At 72.8% G+C, this 15,886-nt stretch carries 13 protein-coding genes; all 13 read right to left on the minus strand.

Annotated features, from left to right (window positions below; genetic code table 11):
- Positions 1–1,161: Wzz/FepE/Etk N-terminal domain-containing protein (locus E1166_RS23295; protein ID WP_132342013.1), on the minus strand; the 1,161-nt coding region annotated here is incomplete at its 3' end.
- Positions 1,162–1,350: 189 nt separating this feature from the next.
- On the minus strand, positions 1,351–3,357 hold the full coding sequence (locus E1166_RS23300) for a delta-60 repeat domain-containing protein (protein ID WP_243710487.1): 2,007 nt from the start codon (positions 3,355–3,357) through the stop codon (positions 1,351–1,353).
- 151 nt (positions 3,358–3,508) lie between these two features.
- A complete protein-coding gene (locus E1166_RS23305) occupies positions 3,509–4,450 on the minus strand; it encodes a glycosyltransferase (RefSeq protein WP_132342016.1) in 942 nt (313 codons plus the stop codon).
- Between the two features lie 70 nt (positions 4,451–4,520).
- Positions 4,521–5,348, minus strand: coding sequence for a phosphatase PAP2 family protein (locus E1166_RS31610; protein ID WP_207914448.1), 828 nt, complete (start codon positions 5,346–5,348; stop codon positions 4,521–4,523).
- Between the two features lie 333 nt (positions 5,349–5,681).
- Positions 5,682–6,926 carry a hypothetical protein gene (locus E1166_RS23315; RefSeq protein WP_132342018.1) on the minus strand — a complete coding sequence of 415 codons (1,245 nt, stop codon included), beginning with the start codon at positions 6,924–6,926 and terminating at the stop codon, positions 5,682–5,684.
- Between the two features lie 106 nt (positions 6,927–7,032).
- Positions 7,033–8,586: a glycoside hydrolase family 16 protein gene (locus tag E1166_RS23320; protein WP_132342020.1), complete on the minus strand. Its 1,554-nt coding sequence runs from the start codon at positions 8,584–8,586 to the stop codon at positions 7,033–7,035.
- Positions 8,587–8,681: 95 nt separating this feature from the next.
- Positions 8,682–9,506 carry a shikimate dehydrogenase gene (locus tag E1166_RS23325; protein ID WP_132342022.1) on the minus strand — a complete coding sequence of 275 codons (825 nt, stop codon included), beginning with the start codon at positions 9,504–9,506 and terminating at the stop codon, positions 8,682–8,684.
- Positions 9,507–9,557: 51 nt separating this feature from the next.
- Positions 9,558–10,754 (minus strand): endolytic transglycosylase MltG, encoded by a 1,197-nt coding sequence (gene mltG / locus E1166_RS23330; RefSeq protein WP_132342024.1) that lies wholly within the window; start codon positions 10,752–10,754, stop codon positions 9,558–9,560.
- Positions 10,751–11,212 carry a Holliday junction resolvase RuvX gene (gene ruvX / locus E1166_RS23335; protein ID WP_132342026.1) on the minus strand — a complete coding sequence of 154 codons (462 nt, stop codon included), beginning with the start codon at positions 11,210–11,212 and terminating at the stop codon, positions 10,751–10,753. The genes mltG and ruvX overlap by 4 nt, the downstream gene beginning before the upstream one ends.
- A 72-nt stretch (positions 11,213–11,284) precedes the next feature.
- Positions 11,285–13,963, minus strand: a complete 2,679-nt coding sequence (alaS, locus tag E1166_RS23340; RefSeq protein WP_132342028.1) for an alanine--tRNA ligase — start codon at positions 13,961–13,963, stop codon at positions 11,285–11,287.
- Positions 13,960–14,265 (minus strand): hypothetical protein, encoded by a 306-nt coding sequence (locus E1166_RS23345; RefSeq protein ID WP_132342030.1) that lies wholly within the window; start codon positions 14,263–14,265, stop codon positions 13,960–13,962. The genes alaS and E1166_RS23345 overlap by 4 nt, the downstream gene beginning before the upstream one ends.
- Before the next feature lie 32 nt (positions 14,266–14,297).
- Positions 14,298–14,759 carry a DUF948 domain-containing protein gene (locus tag E1166_RS23350; protein ID WP_132342032.1) on the minus strand — a complete coding sequence of 154 codons (462 nt, stop codon included), beginning with the start codon at positions 14,757–14,759 and terminating at the stop codon, positions 14,298–14,300.
- 145 nt (positions 14,760–14,904) lie between these two features.
- Positions 14,905–15,636, minus strand: a complete 732-nt coding sequence (locus tag E1166_RS23355; protein ID WP_132342036.1) for a hypothetical protein — start codon at positions 15,634–15,636, stop codon at positions 14,905–14,907.
- Between the last annotated feature and the right edge of the window lie 250 nt (positions 15,637–15,886).

The raw sequence follows: 15,886 nt of genomic DNA on the forward strand, positions 1-15,886 counted from the left end.
GGGCACCGGGGTGCGGGGCAGCTCCACCGGCGGGTTGCGGCGTTGGGCGTCGAGCATCAGCGGACGGATCCGGTCCACGGCTTCCGGGGTGAGGCCGAGGCGCACCTCGTGGCCGGCGGCGGCGAGCACGGCGGCGAGGCCGGCGGTGATCTGCTCCCGCCCCTCGTCGGCCGCGGACGAGAGCACCACCAGCGGGGTACGCTGCGGCCCGTCCAGCCAGCGGGCCAGGGCGAGCGCGAGGTACCGCAGGTCGGCCTCGTCGGGCTGGCCGTTGGATTTGCGCCGGACCGTGCCGAGCAGCGGAGCGCCGATCACCGCGGCGGCGTCGGCGGGGGTACGCACCCGACGGTCCCACGACTCCAGCAGGAAGGCCACCAGCCCGCCCAGCAGCAGGCCACCGAGCAGGCCCGCCAGCAGGATCAGCGGCGCGGCGTCCCGGCTGGACGGGACCGGGGTGCGGGCGGCGCTGGTCACCGAACCGGGGCTCAGGTCGGCGGAGGCCACCTTGGACCGCTGCTCGGCGAGGGTGGCGAGCTGGTCGTTGAGGGCTCGCAGCTGGTCCAGCAGGGCGCTGGTGCGCGGCGAGGGGTTGCTCGACACCTGGCTGCTCGGCAGCGACCGCTGGGTGGTGGCGCGCTGGGCGGTGACCACGGCGATGGTGTCGTCGTACGACTTGAGCACCGCCGCGCGTTGGTTCTCGTACATGACCTTGCGCAGCTCCAGGTATGCCTGGGCGGCGCCGTTCGCGCCCTCGACCGCCTCCCGCTCGCTGCGACCGGCGTAGCTGAAGCGCATCACCTGACCGCCGACCGGCGTCTCGACCTCCAGGGCGTCGGCCACGTCCTCGGATTCCCGGTTGGTGATGGCGGCGACCCGGTCGATGACGTCGTTGCTGGTGGCGATGCCGCTCTCGGCCGTCATGTTGACCGCCCGGTCGGCGGCGACGGACTGCACCGAGAACGGGTCGGTGACCACCGGCCGGACTACCACGGCCGTGGTCGCCGTGTACGTCGCGGGCAACACGAACAGGTAGCCGAGCACGCCCAGCAGCGCCAGCGCCGCGGAGGCGAGCACGGCCCGCCACCGGCGCAGCGGTGTGCGGGCCAGCTCGACGAGGCCGACCGGGCGTTGCCGGGCGGAAGCGACGTCGGTCACGTCCATCAGTCAGGTCCTTGCACGATGAGTATGAGGCGGCCGAAACGGGCCAGGTGACGACCGCGCGGAGCGGAGGGTCGTCTCATTGTCGCCGACCGGCCACCCGTGGTCGACAGCCGACCGGCTCGTTGTGACGCGGGCGGCCCGCCGGTGTCCCGGGAACACCGGCGGGCCGCCCGCGCTGTCGTCGAACCGTCAGGAAGTGGCGAAGAACAGCGTCGGGCTCGTCCACTTCAGCGGCGGGGCACCCCGGGGCGACAGCAGCAGGGCGCTGCGGGTGGAAGAGCCGATCGGTGTCCTCGACGTGGCGATCACGACCGCCGCGGCGCCGTCGACGGCGGTGCCGTCGAACGGCACCGCCCGCAGGGCGCCGTCGGTGAAGCCGTACACGAGCTTGCCGTTGACCCAGGCCATGCCCCGCACGTTGGCCCAGTTCAGGCCGGTGCCGGTGCTGGGCAGGGTGAACTCGGTGCAGCCGATGATCGAGCCGTCGGGTTCCAGGTAGCGGTAGAACAGCTTGTTGGTGCCGGCCTTGGTGTAGTACATCCGCCCGTCGAGGTAGAACGCCCCGCTCATGGTCGACGGCTTGTACCAGTCGTTGAAGCCGCTGCTGACCCACGGGGCACCCACCGTGCCGCCGGTGAACGTCGACACCTGGAGGTAGCTGCCCTGGGGGGCGGCGGCGTTGGTCCTGGACCAGTAGAGCCTGTCGCCGATCGAGAACGCCGCGCCGGCGGCCGTGAGGTTCGGCTGGCTGCTGGTGGCCGGGGTACCGAGCGCGGTGCCGTTGAACGGCACCTTGGCCGTCTTGCCGTCGCCGGTGCCGAGGTAGAGGTAGCCGGAGGCCGCCGCCGGCGCGTTGGTGGCCGGAACGGTCCGCCCGCCGGCGAGCGGGAAGAGGCCCATCCGACCGTGGTACTCGTTGCCCAGACCGTCGCTGTCGAACCCGGCGTAGAGGCCGGCGCTGCCGCGCCACAGCTCCCACACGATCGGGCCCCACGCGGTGGTGCCCGCCGGGGCGCCGGATCGGGTCGGGTTCCACACCAGCGGCATGCCGTTGATCGGGTCGAGCGCGCCCAGGCCGTACCGGTTGATGGCGCCGGCGCCCGCGGAGTCGTCGCCGTTGGCGTTGTTCAGCCAGCGGAAGTGCCCACCGACGTAGACCACGTTGTCGGCGGCCTCGATCGAGGTCACCGAGTCGTGGCCGGTGTCGTTGACCCAGGTGCCGTCGATGGCCCTCCCCCGGGTGGCGGTCTCGAACCGGGCGATCGTGTCGCAGTACGCCCCGGCGGACCGGCCACCGTCGGCGGCGATCACGAAGTAGCTGCCGTCGTCGGAGAAGTCGACGTCCCGGGCGTAGAACGGGAAGCCGCTGATCGTGCAGGGCGCCACGTACCGCTGGGTGCTCCAGTCGGCGACCTTCGGCGTGCCCTTGAGCCCCTCGACCAGCACCACCTGGTTACGGTCGAGGCCGTTGACCTTGGTGAAGTTGCCGACGGCGACCAGGGTGTTGCCGTCCGGGGTGACGTCCAGGCCCCAGACCAGCTGCTGGCTGGTGCGGGCGACGCTGGCATCGATCTGGAAGGTCGGGTCGATCGCGCCGGTGCGCACGTCGAGCCGGGCCAGCAGCGAGTGCGCGGTGCCGTTGACCCAGGTGAACGCGCCGGCGATGTAGAGCTTGTCGCCGGAGACGACGGTGCGCCGGACCAGGCCGCCGTCGCTGCGGCCCACCCAGGAGGTGATGGTGGCGCCGGTGTTCGGGTCGAGCTGCACGAGGTTCCTGCGCTCGACGCCGTTGACCGTCTTGAACGCGCCGCCCACGATCAGCTTGCCGTCCGGGCTGACCGCCAGGGCGTGCACCGCACCGTCGAGTCGCGGAGCGAAGGCCGTCTTCAGCGCCCCGGTGCCCTTGTCGTAGGCGAACAGGTAGTTGCGGGTCGTCCAGCTCGCGGCGCCCGCCGCCTTCACCGAGGTGAAGCCGCCACCGACGTAGACCGTGGAGCCGATCTCGGCGAAGGCCTTGGCGTCCCCGTCCTTCGCGTGCGGGGTGTTGTCCACCGGGTTCGCGCTGGTCAGGGTCATGGCGACCGGGGTGGGCGGCCCGGCCTGGGCGGGCACCGCGAGCAGACCGGCGAGCAGCACCGGCACGGCGAGCGCGGCGAGCCACCGTCGACCTGATCGGGACGACGTTCGGAGAGACACTGATTCCCCCAATGATGAAGTGAGATCCTGGATAGCTTGCTGCGTCCGGATTTGTCGCACCATCAACCAATCGGTCCACTCGACTGTCGGCTTGCCCGTACGGGTCGATCCGGGCCCGCCCACCACCTCGGCCGGCGGGCACCGGCGGACGTCACGCCGCCCACCGGAACGGCACGACGGACCCGACCGTGCCGACCGTCCACGATGCCGCCTGCGCCAGGTCCTCGGCGGTGACCGCGTCGGCCTCCCGGGCCAGCACCAGCCCGCGCCGGCCCAACTCGCGGGCCATCTCGACCTGGTGGTCGTCGACGTGTTCCCCGTACGCCCGGCGCCGGGGCACGTAGATCGCGCGGTGCCCGGCCCGTATCGCCGCCAGCGCGGAGCCGACCCCGGCGTGGGTCACCACCACGTCCGCCTCCCGCATGGCCTGCTGCATCTCCGCGTACGGCACCTGCCGGCGCGCGCCGGCCGGCATCCCGGGCACCTCGGTCGCACCCACCTGCCAGAGGATCTCCGCCTCCCGGGGCAGGACGTCGACCAGGCGGGCCAGCAGCCGCGGGAAACCGAACCGCTCGTGGGTGCCGAGCGCCACCACGATCCGCGACACCGGCCGTGGCTTCGGCCGCGGCAAGGGCGCGTAGCCGTCGAAGATGGAGCCGCCGTACCGCCACCGGCCCCGCGCCCAGGCCGGGTACTGGGTGTAGAGGCGGGTACGGGGCAGCCCGGCGACCAGTCGACCGGTCAGCGACGGCCCCTCGGTGCGGGTGGCGCTCTCGATGTAGTGGCAGGCCAGACCGCGCCGGACGGCCGGCAGGAAGAACGACGCGGCCACGCTGGCACCGGTGCTGATCACCCGGCGGAACCGACCGCCGCACAGCACCCGCCGGGCGGCGACCAGGTCGCGCACCGCTCCCGCCACGTCCCGGCTGCTCGCCGGCGGAACGTGGATCACCTCCTGACCGTCGAGCAGGGACCGGCTCTGCGGTGAGTCGAAGGTGACCCACACGCAGTCGTCCTGCACGCCGAGGCGCGGCACGAGGTCGTGCAACTCCGCCAGGTGTCCCCCGGTGGAGGCGACGAGAAGGGTGGTCACGTCGGGCCCACTTCCGTGGTCGAGCGGGACCGGTCGGCTCCTGCGGGGGACGTGCCGACCGACCCGGGGTTCACGTGCCGGCCAGGACGCTGTCGGGACCCGGCACGGCCCGCGACAGCGGCGGCCGGACCCGGCCCTCGGCGACGAGCAGCGCCAGCGCCGTCACCGCGAACAGCAGCACGGCGAAGATCCACCCGCCGATCACGTCGGTCAGCCAGTGCTTCTCGGCGTAGATCCGGGTGTAGCCCTCCACGCTGACCAAGGTCACCACCCCGGTGATCAGGGCCACCCGGCCGGCGCGCGGGATGCGCCAGGTCAGCATGGCCAGCATCGCGATGGTGCCGAAGGTCAGCATGATCCGGGCGCACCCGCCCGACGGGTAGGTGCCCAGGTCGGTCGGGGGGTGCCCGCGGTCCACCATGGTCGCCAGGATCGCCTGGACGTACTGCTCCACGACGAACTGCAACGGCATCACCAGCAGCGGCACCCACCACCGGCGGTGCCGCCACAGCACGGCGAAGACCAGCGCGGCGACCGCGGTGACCCACTTCAGCGGGTACCGGTCACCCAGGGCGGTGTAGAAGGAGTTCAGCTCCGCCCAGGTGTCGACCCGGCGGGCGTGCACGTACTCGAAGACCGGGTGGTCGACGTGCGGTTCGAGGCGGGCCAGCGCCTCACCGAGCGGCCAGCAGACGGCGACCACCGCGGCGCATCCGGCCAGCAGCACCACCAGCGCCGCCCCGACCCGGCCGAAGGCGTCGGTGAGCCCGGCCACAGCGACCCGGAGTCGCTGTGTCGCCCGGCCGGCCCGCACCGCGGGCACCCGACGGGCCAGCGCCGGCACCAGCACGAGGGGCAGCACCACCGACAGAGCCCCGAGCGCGTAGATGAGAATCATCGGCGGTCACCGCCGCCCCGAAGGTCGGCGTACCCGCCGACACCTGTCCGCCGGGCGGCCCCTCGCCCGGCGTGTACTGCCGCTGTCATCGGTCTCCCTGCCTGCCGGCCGCCGGCCGGACCTGCCCCACACCCGGATCGCACGATCGCCCGGTGACGCCCCATACCACCCGGAACCACGTCGACCACGCCGCCCCAGCGGCGATGATCGGGCGGTGCCACAGTAGTGGAACCCGCGGGTTCAGCGGTAGCGCGGGTGCCTCACCTGCGATTTTTCCGCCATCTTCGGTCGGGGAACGGACAGTTGCGTGCCGGTCACCGGGCCTGCGGGTATTCAGGTCGCCGGCCCGAGCCGCTCGGCGAGCAGCTCCAGCAGCGCGGGATGCAACCGCCGGCTCCAGCCGCCCCCACCGGCCGCCAGCTCCGCCGTACGCAGCCACAGCTCGACGAGGTAGGCGTCGCCGACCAACCGGCGGCGGACCCCGTCGAGGCCGCACACCTGTCCGTGCCGGGCGAGCACCTCGTCCATCTCCGCCGCCGCCTGCGGCACCGGCCGGTCTCCCAACGACAGGGCACTCTGGAAACCCTGATGGGCGAGATCGAAGCCGACCGGACGGTGCGGTCCGCTGTTCTCCCAGTCCCAGACCATCAGCCGACCACGGTGGACACCCAGGTTCCACGGCACCCAGTCGCCGTGCCAGTCACCGAACTCCAGTCCCACCGTGCCGTCCCGCGCGGCCAGCGCCGCCACGGCGGCGCGGACCGGCCCACCGGCCCGCTCGGCGCGGGCGACCAGGTCGGCCATAAAGGGCGAACCGGCCAGCAGCCGGGGCGCGGCCGGCGGACCTCCCCGACGCGCGACGGCCAGCATCGCGGCCAGCATCGGCCGGTACGGGTGAGGCAGCCGGCGCACCCGGCGCGGCATCGGCGCGACCAGGGTCACCGCCAGGTCGCGCCAGCGCAGCTCCCGCTCCAGTCGCGGCACGTCGGGGAAGTCGCCGCCGTCGCGGGGCAGCGCGCGCAGCGCGGCGGCCTCCGCCACGACCATCGCCCGCGTGGCGTCGTTCCAACCGATCTTCGCGTACCCCCGGGGGGCTCCCCGGTCGTCGAAGAGCTGCAGGGTCGGTTTGTGGTGCGGGTCGGGCGGCCGGATCCCAATCGCCGCGTGCAGCCGGCACCCGGCGGTGCCGCTCAGCGCCTCGGTGAGCAGCAGCTCCGTCGGGTCGACCCGGTCGGGCACGGCGACGGTCAGCACCGGCATCCGGGCCAGCCCGGTCGCGCCCAGACCGGCCAGCACCCCGACCGCGAGCCGGTTGGCCCGCACCCGGGTCGGTCGCAGCGCGTTGTACGCCAGGGTCGAGGCGGCCCCGACCCGGCGGGAGGCCAGCGGCAGCAGGAACTTCGCCCGGGCCACCGAGGGCACCACGGCGTACCGGGCGGCGACCCGGTGACCGGCCGGTGGCGTGGACGCCGTGGCGGCCACGTCCAGCCACAGCCGGGGGTCGCCGAAGATGGCCCGGCTCACCCAGCCGATGCCGTCCGACCGGTCCCGTGGATCCGCCGCCCGGTGCACCGTCATGCCGCCCTGCCTTCCGCCCGTGGGCACACGCTGGCCGACACGATAGGCCGTGCGGACGCCCGCCGGCCCGGCGGCCGACCGCGGTCAGGCCACCGCCACGGTGCCGTCAGCGCTGCCAGACCCGTACGTAGTCCACCCGGAAGTCGGCCGGGAAGCGGGTCGCGGGGTCGGGGTTGCCGAGCCAACCGCCCACCTGGACGTTCAACCGCAGGTTGTACGGCTTGTGGAAGACCTCGTCGAACCACGGCGTCGTGGCGCGGTCCCGCTGCCAGACCAGCCGGCCGTCGACGTACCAGCGGATCGCGTCCGGCTCCCACTCGGTGGTGTACGTGTGGAAGCCGTCCCCCGGGTACCCGACCGGGAAGGCGTACCGGACGTCCTGCTTGACCGGGCTGTAGTCGTAGAAGATGGCCAGGGTGGCGGCCTGGTACCAGTCGCTGCCGCCGGGCAGCTCGACCACGTCGATCTCGCCCCGGCCGCCGTCCTCGGGGCGCAGCCAGAACGCCGGCCACAGCCCTCGCGAGCCGACCGGCCTGTTGGGCGACTGCGCCCGCACCTCGAAGCGGCCGTAGCGGAACGAGTGCCGGCCGATGGTGTCCAGGTAGCTCTGGGTGTACTCCCGGGTCTGCGAGCCGCAGGTCACGGTCTCCCGCTGGGCGCGCAGGGTGAGCACCCCACCGGAGACGAAGGTGTTGTCCGGCTCGTCGACGTTGCAGCCACGGTCGATGTCGCGGCCCTCGTTGTCGCGCAGGTTCCACTTCGACCGGTCCAGCGTCGGGCCGTCGAACTCGTCGGACCAGACCAGCCGCCAGCCCGGCACCTCGCTGCCGGGGACCGGCGCGGGGGCAACCGGCGAGTTGGCAGTCGGTGGGCTGGTGGTCGGTGGGCTGGTGGTCGGTGGGCTGGTGGTCGGCGGGGCGACCGGTCCCGGCGACGGCACGCGGGGCGCGGTCGGGCGGGCCAGCGGCGCGGGCCGGGCACCGAACGTCGCCGACGCCCCGGACCGCGCGGGGCCACCGGTCGCGGGCCCTCCCGGCCCTCGCTGGTAGGCCAGCACCAGCTGCGGCCGGACGGCGGCGGTGCCGTTCTCCCGGGAGGCCCAGTAGATGCGGCTGTGCCGGTTCTCCTGGACCAGGGCGAAGGAGACCGGGCCGTTGCCGGTGACCGCGGCGGAGACGTCGAACTCGTTGAAGCCGGCGGTGACCTGTTCCCGCCCGGCCACCGCGGCGCCGAGCACGGGCCGCCGTTCCCAGCCGCCGGGCCCGTCGGCGCTGCCCCGCACCGGGTGGACCCGGATCCGGGCGGCGGCCGGCTGCCAGGTGTACATCCGCAGGGTGGCACGGATGCGCACCGCGTCGGCGGGTACCCCACGGACCACGAACCCGACCAGGGCGTCGCGACGGCCGGTGCGGTTGCCGTCGCAGAGTTCGGGGCAGCTGGCGAGCGTCGTCTTCACCCCGTTGTCGCCGTCCTGCGGTACCTGGCTGACGGTGGTGTCGGCGACGGCGGTGAGCACCGCCGGCGGCACCTCGGCCGCGCCCAGCGGCATCATCGTGGCCGCCACGGCGGCGACCACGCCGACGCTCAGCATCCCCAGGGCGGCGGCCCGGCGGCGGGCACCGAGCCGGGCGACCGCGCGGTGGAGTCCGGGCCTGCTCACGGGACACTCCCCGAAGTCGGTGACGGTCATCGGCAGCAGCCAGCGTAGCGAGGGGGCCGCCCCGGCGTCCGTCGCCCGAATGGATGCCACCGGGTTCAGCGCGCGCGGTGCGCGGCGAGCGCGCCGGCCATCGCCGCGCGGGGCGCGGCGATGCCGGTGAACTGCTCGAACTGGCCGACCGCCTGGGCCAGCAGCAGATCGAGCCCGGAGACCACCCGGCAACCGGCGGCGGACGCCGCGGCGGCCAGCGGAGTCGGCCACGGGTCGTAGAGGGCATCGAAGAGCACGGTGCCCGCACGCCACCGAACCTGGTGGGCGAGCGGATCGGCGACACCCTTCGGGACGGTGGAGACCACCACGTCGGCGGTGGCGTGGGTCGCCGCCGTGTCCCAGCCGGCGCCGGTCAGGGACACCCCGAGCGCGTCGGCCACCGGCCGCAGCTCGTCGACCGCCGCAGCCCGCCGGGCCACCACGGTCACCCCAGCGGCGCCGAGCCGGGCCGCCGCGGCGAGCGCCGCCCGCGCGGTGCCGCCCGCGCCGAGCACGGTCACCGTGCCGCCGGCGCTCACCCCGGCCGAGGTGAGCACCTCCACCATGCCGGACACGTCGGTGTTGTCGGCGTACCAGGAGCGGTCGGGTCGGCGTACCAGGGTGTTGGCGGCACCGACGGCGGCGGCGACCGGCGACGCCAGGTCGGCGACCGCGAGCGCCGCCTCCTTGCCCGGCATGGTCACCGACAGCCCGGCCCACTCCGGGCCCAGGCCGGCGACCAGGGCCGGCAGCTCGTCGGCCGCGCACTCGATCCGGGTGTACGACCAGCCGGTGAGCCCGGCGGCGACGTAACCGGCGTTGTGGATCACCGGGGAGAGGGAGTGCGCGATCGGCTTGCCGACCACCGCCGCCCTGTGCACCGCCGTCACGTCACTCCCCCGCTTCCCGGCTCACGATTCGGCCGGCGGAAGCGTAACCCGTCAGATGATGCCGGCCTTGCGGGCCTTCTCCTCGTTGCGCCTCTGCTCCTCGTACGTCTCCGCGAACGCGGAGTTGCCCTGCCGGTCCACCGCCACGAAGAAGAGCCAGTTGCCCTTGGGCGGGTTCGCCGCCCCCGTCAGCGCGTCCTTGCCCGGGTTGTTGATCGGGGTGGGCAGCATGCCGCGCAGCTTGCGGTTGTACGGGTTCTTCGGATTGTCCATCTCCGCAGGCCCCATCTCCTTGGAGCTGAGCGTCTTCTTGCCGATCAACTGGTAGTAGTAGTTGACCGTGACGTCCATCTCCAGACAGCCGCAGGGGAAGGTGCCCTTGTAGACCCGGTTGTAGGCCACCCGGGCGACCTTGCCGAGGTCCTTCTTGGTGCCGGCCTCCGCCTGGGCCAGCGACGCCACGATCAGCGCCTCGTACGGGGAGATCCCACCCAGGCCGCTCTCCACTTCCTCGGCGAACTTCATCTCGCCGGTGACGGTCAGGAAATGGTCGATCATCGTCCTGAGGATCGTCTCGGCCGTCGCGTTCGGCGCGATCTCGTAGGTGTCCGGGTAGAGGAAACCCTCGATCGACTTGGTGACCTTCTTGCCGTCCTTGCGGACGAACCACCAGTCCGGAACGCCAAGTGCCTCCGGGTCCTTCGCGGCGGCCTCGAACTCCTTGACCGGGATCTTAGTCTTGTCGGAGAGCAGCTTGTAGGTGTCCTTGGCGGTGCGGCCCTCGGGAATCGTCACCTGATTGGTGATCTTGTTTTTCCGGTCCAGCAGCATGGCGAGCGCACTCTCCGCGCTCATCTGCTTACGCACCTTGTAGAGCCCGGGCTGGATGTTCTTGGCCCGGGAGTTCTCCTCGGCCGCCTCGATGAAGGCCTTGGTGCTCTTCACCACGTCCGCGGCGACGAGCGCGTCACCGATGTCGGCGATCAGGGCGCCCTGCTTCACCTCGACGGTGGCCTCGCCCTTCCCCGTGCCGTCGTAGTCGGGGGTGACGAAGTAGTTCTGGATCCGGTCAAAGCCGTAGAAAGCGCCACCGCCGATGCCGCCCAGCAGCACCAGCGCCATGACCAGGGCGAAGACCGTCTTACCCGCGCCACCCGACTTGCCGTTGCGCTTGCGGAAGCCGCGCCGGTGCCGCCCCTTCTCCCCCCTCTCCTGCTCGTCGAACCCGAGGTCCAGATCGTCGATCATTCCGTCCGCCTCCGCTGCGCGTCTAGCCAGCTCTGCAGGATCTCGACCGCGGCGGCCTGGTCGACCACCGCGCGTTGGCGCTTTCCCCGGACGCCCCGCTCCGACAGCCTACGAGATGCGACGACCGTGGACATCCTCTCGTCGGTGAGCGTCACCGGAACCGGTGCCACCACCTCGGCCAAACGGTTCGCATAGGCCGTCACGTGCTGGGCGGCCGGTCCGTGCCGGCCGGCGAGGTTGATCGGGAGGCCGACGACGACCTCGACCGCCTCGTGCTCGGTCACCAGGTGTGCCAGTTCGGCCAGGTCACTCGGCACGACGTCCGGTTCCGCCGTCAGGTCACGGGCCAGGGTGACCAGCGGCGTGGCCAGGATGCCGTGCGGATCGGACCGGGACACCCCCACCCGGACCTGCCCCACGTCCACGCCGAGCCGGACACCCCGGAACAGCTCACCCACGACCGGACACCCCCGCGATACGACGAGCCAGGGCGGACCCGGTCGGCCCGCCCTGGCTCCCAGCCGACGACATCACGCCTCGGCGATCGACTTCTCGACGGTGAGCAGCAGCCTCGGCGCCTCGGCCGCCGGCAGGCCGCCGCCCTGGGCGACGTCCGGACTGCCCCCGCCACGGCCGGAGAACGCCGCCTTGACCAGGTCGTTCGCGGCCAAGCCACGACTGCGGGCCACCGCGTTCACCGCCACCACCAGGGAGGACTTCCCGTTGGCCCGGGCGGCCACCGCGACCACCGCCGGCCGCGCCGGGTCGATCTTGCCGCGGATCTCCTGGGCGAGGGTACGCACGTCGTTACCGGCCGCCCCCTCCGGCGCCTCGGTGCCCACGTACGCCACACCACGCACGTCCTTGGCCTGCCCCGCCAGCGCCGCCGCCCCACCCAGCACCAGCTGGGCACGGAGCTTCTCCAGCTCCTTCTCGGCGTCGCGCAGCTGGGTCACGGTCTGCTCGACCCGGTCGGCGACCTGATCGCCCGGCACCCGGAACAGCTCCGCCAGCCGGGAGACCAGCAGGTGCTCGCGGGCCAGGAAACCGAAGGCGTCCATGCCGACCAGCGCCTCGATGCGCCGGACCCCGGAACCCACCGACGACTCGGAGAGGATCTTGACCAGACCGAGCTGCGCCGAGCGGGCAACGTGCGTGCCGCCGCACAGCTCCCGGGCGTAGTCGCCGACCTCGACGACCCGGACCCGCTCGCCGTACTTCTCGCCGAAGAGCGCCATCGCGCCGATCCGGCGGGCCTCCTCCTGGGTGGTGACGAAGGCGTGCACCTCCAGGTCCGCCAGGAGCACCTCGTTGACCTGCTGCTCCACGTCGCGCAGCACGCTCGGCGCCACACCGGTCGGGGTGTTGAAGTCGAACCGCAGCCGGCCCGGCGCGTTCAGCGAACCCGCCTGGGTCGCCGACTCGCCGAGGAAGTTACGCATCGTCTGGTGCACCAGGTGGGTGGCGGTGTGCGAGCGGGAGATCGCCCGCCGCCGGCTCACGTCGATCTCGGCGTACCCGGTCTCACCGGCGCGCACCTCGCCGCGCAGCACCTTGGCCCGGTGCACGACCAGGCCCGGCACCGGCTGCTGCACGTCGAAGACCTCGACCTGGCCGCCGCCCACCGTGATCAGGCCCTGGTCGGGCTGCTGGCCACCGCCCTCGGCGTAGAACGGGGTGGTGTCCAGGACCAGCTCGACGGTGTCGCCCTCGACCGCCGCGGCGACCTGGGCCCCGCCGGAGAGCAGCGCCCGGACCCGGGACTCCCGGTTCAGCTCGGTGTAGCCGGTGAACTCGACCGCACCGCCGGCGTCCAGCACCGAACGGTACGCCGACACGTCCGTGTGCCCGGTCTTGCGGGCCCGCGCGTCGGCCTTCGCCCGGTTACGCTGGTCGGCCATCAACCGGCGGAAGCCCTCGGAGTCGACGGTGAGCCCCTGCTCGGCCGCGATCTCCAGGGTCAGGTCGATCGGGAAACCGTAGGTGTCGTGCAGTTGGAACGCCTTGTCACCGGAGAGCGCCGGCTTCCCGGCCGATTTCGTCTCGGCGATCGCGGTGTCCAGGATCGTCGTCCCGGCGCGCAGCGTCGCCAGGAAGGCGTCCTCCTCCGCGTACGCGTACTGCGAGATCCGGTCGAACTCCTCGGCCAGCTCCGGGTACGACGGGGACATACAGTCCCGCGCCACCGGCAGCAGTTCCGGCAACGCCCGGTCCTGCCAGCCCAGCAGCCGCACCGCCCGGATCGCCCGGCGCATGATCCGACGCAGCACGTAGCCGCGCCCCTCGTTGGACGGGGTCACCCCGTCGCCGATCAGCATCAGCGCGGTGCGGACGTGGTCGGCGACCACCCGCAGCCGGACGTCGTCCGGGTGCGACTCGCTGGCCACCTGACCGGAGTGGGCGCCGTACCGCTTGCCGGTCAGCTCCGCCGCCCGGTCCAGGATCGGCCGGACCTCGTCGATCTCGTACAGGTTGTCGACGCCCTGGAGGATGGACGCCATCCGCTCCAGGCCCATCCCGGTGTCGATGTTCTTCGCCGGCAGGTCACCGACGATCCGGAACTGCTCCTTGCTCCGCACGTCGGCGATCTCGTACTGCATGAAGACGAGGTTCCAGAACTCCATGTACCGGTCCTCGTCGACCTCCGGGCCGCCCTCGCGACCGTAGGACGGGCCCCGGTCGTAGAACAGCTCGGAGCAGGGCCCGGCCGGGCCGGGGATGCCCATCGACCAGAAGTTGTCCTTCTTGCCCCGGCGGACGATCCGCTCGGCCGGCACCCCCACCGACCGCCAGATGTCGAACGCCTCGTCGTCGTCCAGGTAGACCGTCGGCCAGACCCGCTCCGGGTCCAGCCCGAAACCGCCGGCGTCGACCGGCTTGGTGACCAACTCCCAGGCCAGCGGGATCGCCCCGGCCTTGAAGTAGTCACCGAAGGAGAAGTTGCCGTTCATCTGGAAGAACGTGCCGTGCCGGCTGGTCTTGCCGACCTCGTCGATGTCCGGCGTGCGGATGCACTTCTGGACGCTGACCGCGCGGGTGTACGGCGGGGTCTGCTGGCCCAGGAAGTAGGGCACGAACTGCACCATGCCGGCGTTGACGAACAGCAGGTTCGGGTCGCTGATGGCAGGCAGCGGAGCGGACGGCACCACGGCATGGCCGTTGGCCTCGAAGTGGGCGAGGTACCGCCGCTTGATCTCCGCCGTCTTCATCGCTGGTGCTCCTCCGGAAAGATGTCTCGCTCACCGATGCGCGGGGGGTCCCGCAGCTCGGCGAACTGGTCGTCGAACGCCTCGCCGCGGGCGAACGCCTCGTGGATCTCCTGCTCGCGCTCGGCCATCGCCACCCGGACGTCCGTCACGAAGCTACGCAGCGACTCGACCAGGCCGCCAGCCGATTCCGACAGCCCGTTCGCGATGCCGGCCGGGGTGTACGCCTGTGCGGTGCGGGTCGCCTTGCGGACCACCACCACCCCCACGGCCAGCCCGATGCCCAGCCAGAACAGTCGCCTCATGTGCTCAATCCTCCCGCTCGCCCCGGGCCGGCTCAGCCCTGGCCGCGCTTGGCGGCACGGCGCTGCTGCTTGATCGTGTCGCGCACCTCACGCTCGGTCTCTGCGTGCCGGCGGGCCGCTGCGGCCCGGCGCACCCCGTAGCCGAACGCGGCGACCTTGACCAGCGGGTTGGCCGCGGCGGCGGAGACGACGGTGGCCAGGTTCGCCACGTTCGCGGTCACGTTCTGCGCGTGGCTGGTCATCGTGTCCACCTTGGCGAGCTGGAGGTTCACCCCGTCGAGCGAGGTTTGCACCTGCTCCAGGGCGGTGTTGACGTTCCTCACGGTGGTGTTCACCTCGCCGAGCAGCGGGCCGGTCTGGTCGTTGAGGTCATTGATCATGCGGGTGGCGGCGTCCACGGTGTGCCGCAGCCGCAGGATCGGCACTGCTACCACGAGCACCAGCATCAGGAACGCGCCGGCCGCGATCAACGCGGCCACCTGTCCACCATCCACGCGCAAGTCCTCCTCAAGCAGGCGTTCCGGGCCTCTGCCCGGAACGCGCGACCGTCCTGCCCGCAACGGACACGCCGACCGGCCACGGTCGACGCGCGGGCGGGCCCGCCAGCCCCAGACCCTACCGTCCGTGATGAAAACGGGCTCAGGACGGTGACGGTGTCGGTGTCGGTGTCGGCTCGCCGAGCGGGTCTTCGGTGAGCGTGGGGAACGGGTCCTCCCCGGTGAGGGACGGGTCGGTGCTGGGTTGCGGTCGGGTCCGATCGTCGTCGATGGCGTTACGGACCTTCATCGACACCAACGATCCGGCACATCCCGCCGGCGCGGGTGCGGCCGGCGCGGACGCCAGCGGCGACGGCGGTACCGCCGGGGCGCCGTCGACCGGTGGCGGCAGGCAGGAGGGCGCACGCACCCACAGGTCGAGGGTGAGTTCGTCCTGCCGCCAGCAGGTGTAGCTGCCCTTGTCGGGCTGCTGCGGGCAGAGGTCGACCTGCCACCGCTGCCAGCCTTCCCGGCCCAATGCCGCCTCGTAGGCTCGGGCGGTCTCCTCGGGCGAGCGCTCCGACTGCACGGTGCGCTCCCGCAGCCGGCAGTCCTGCAGGCACCAGCGGTTGCCGCTGACGTTGTCCACCGTCTGGACCGCCGCCCAGCCCGGCACGTCCAGCTCGTCGAGGGTGTCGAAGACCGGATCCCGACTGAGGGTACGAATGCCGAAGTAGAGCGGCAGCGCGCCGAGCAGCACCACACTGACCAGGACCAGGATGCCGAGCCGCAGCCGCCGCCGCTCCCGTATCCGGCGACGCAGCTCGGAGCGGGCACCGCTGAGCCCACCGGCGGTGTCCCCGGTCGACGGCTCCTCCTCCGCGGCCGGGCGCACCGGCGGCACGTCCGCCGGTTCCGCCGCTCGGGCTTCCGGCGGCACGGCGGCCGCTGCGCGTGCCGGGGCCGCCGGCTGGTCGGGACGGGACCGCGGCCCGGCGGTGGCCGTCCCGGCGGCGTCCGGCCGTCCGGGCTGCCGTTGGGGCGGCGTCGCGCGGCCGGCCTCGTCGGGTCGGATCACCGGGGCGGCGGCACGGGCGACCGCCGGCTGGCCGGGGCCGCCGGCTGCCGGAGCGACCGGCGGGGGG

This window comes from Micromonospora sp. KC213 (genome assembly GCF_004348325.1).
Lineage (GTDB): Bacteria > Actinomycetota > Actinomycetes > Mycobacteriales > Micromonosporaceae > Micromonospora.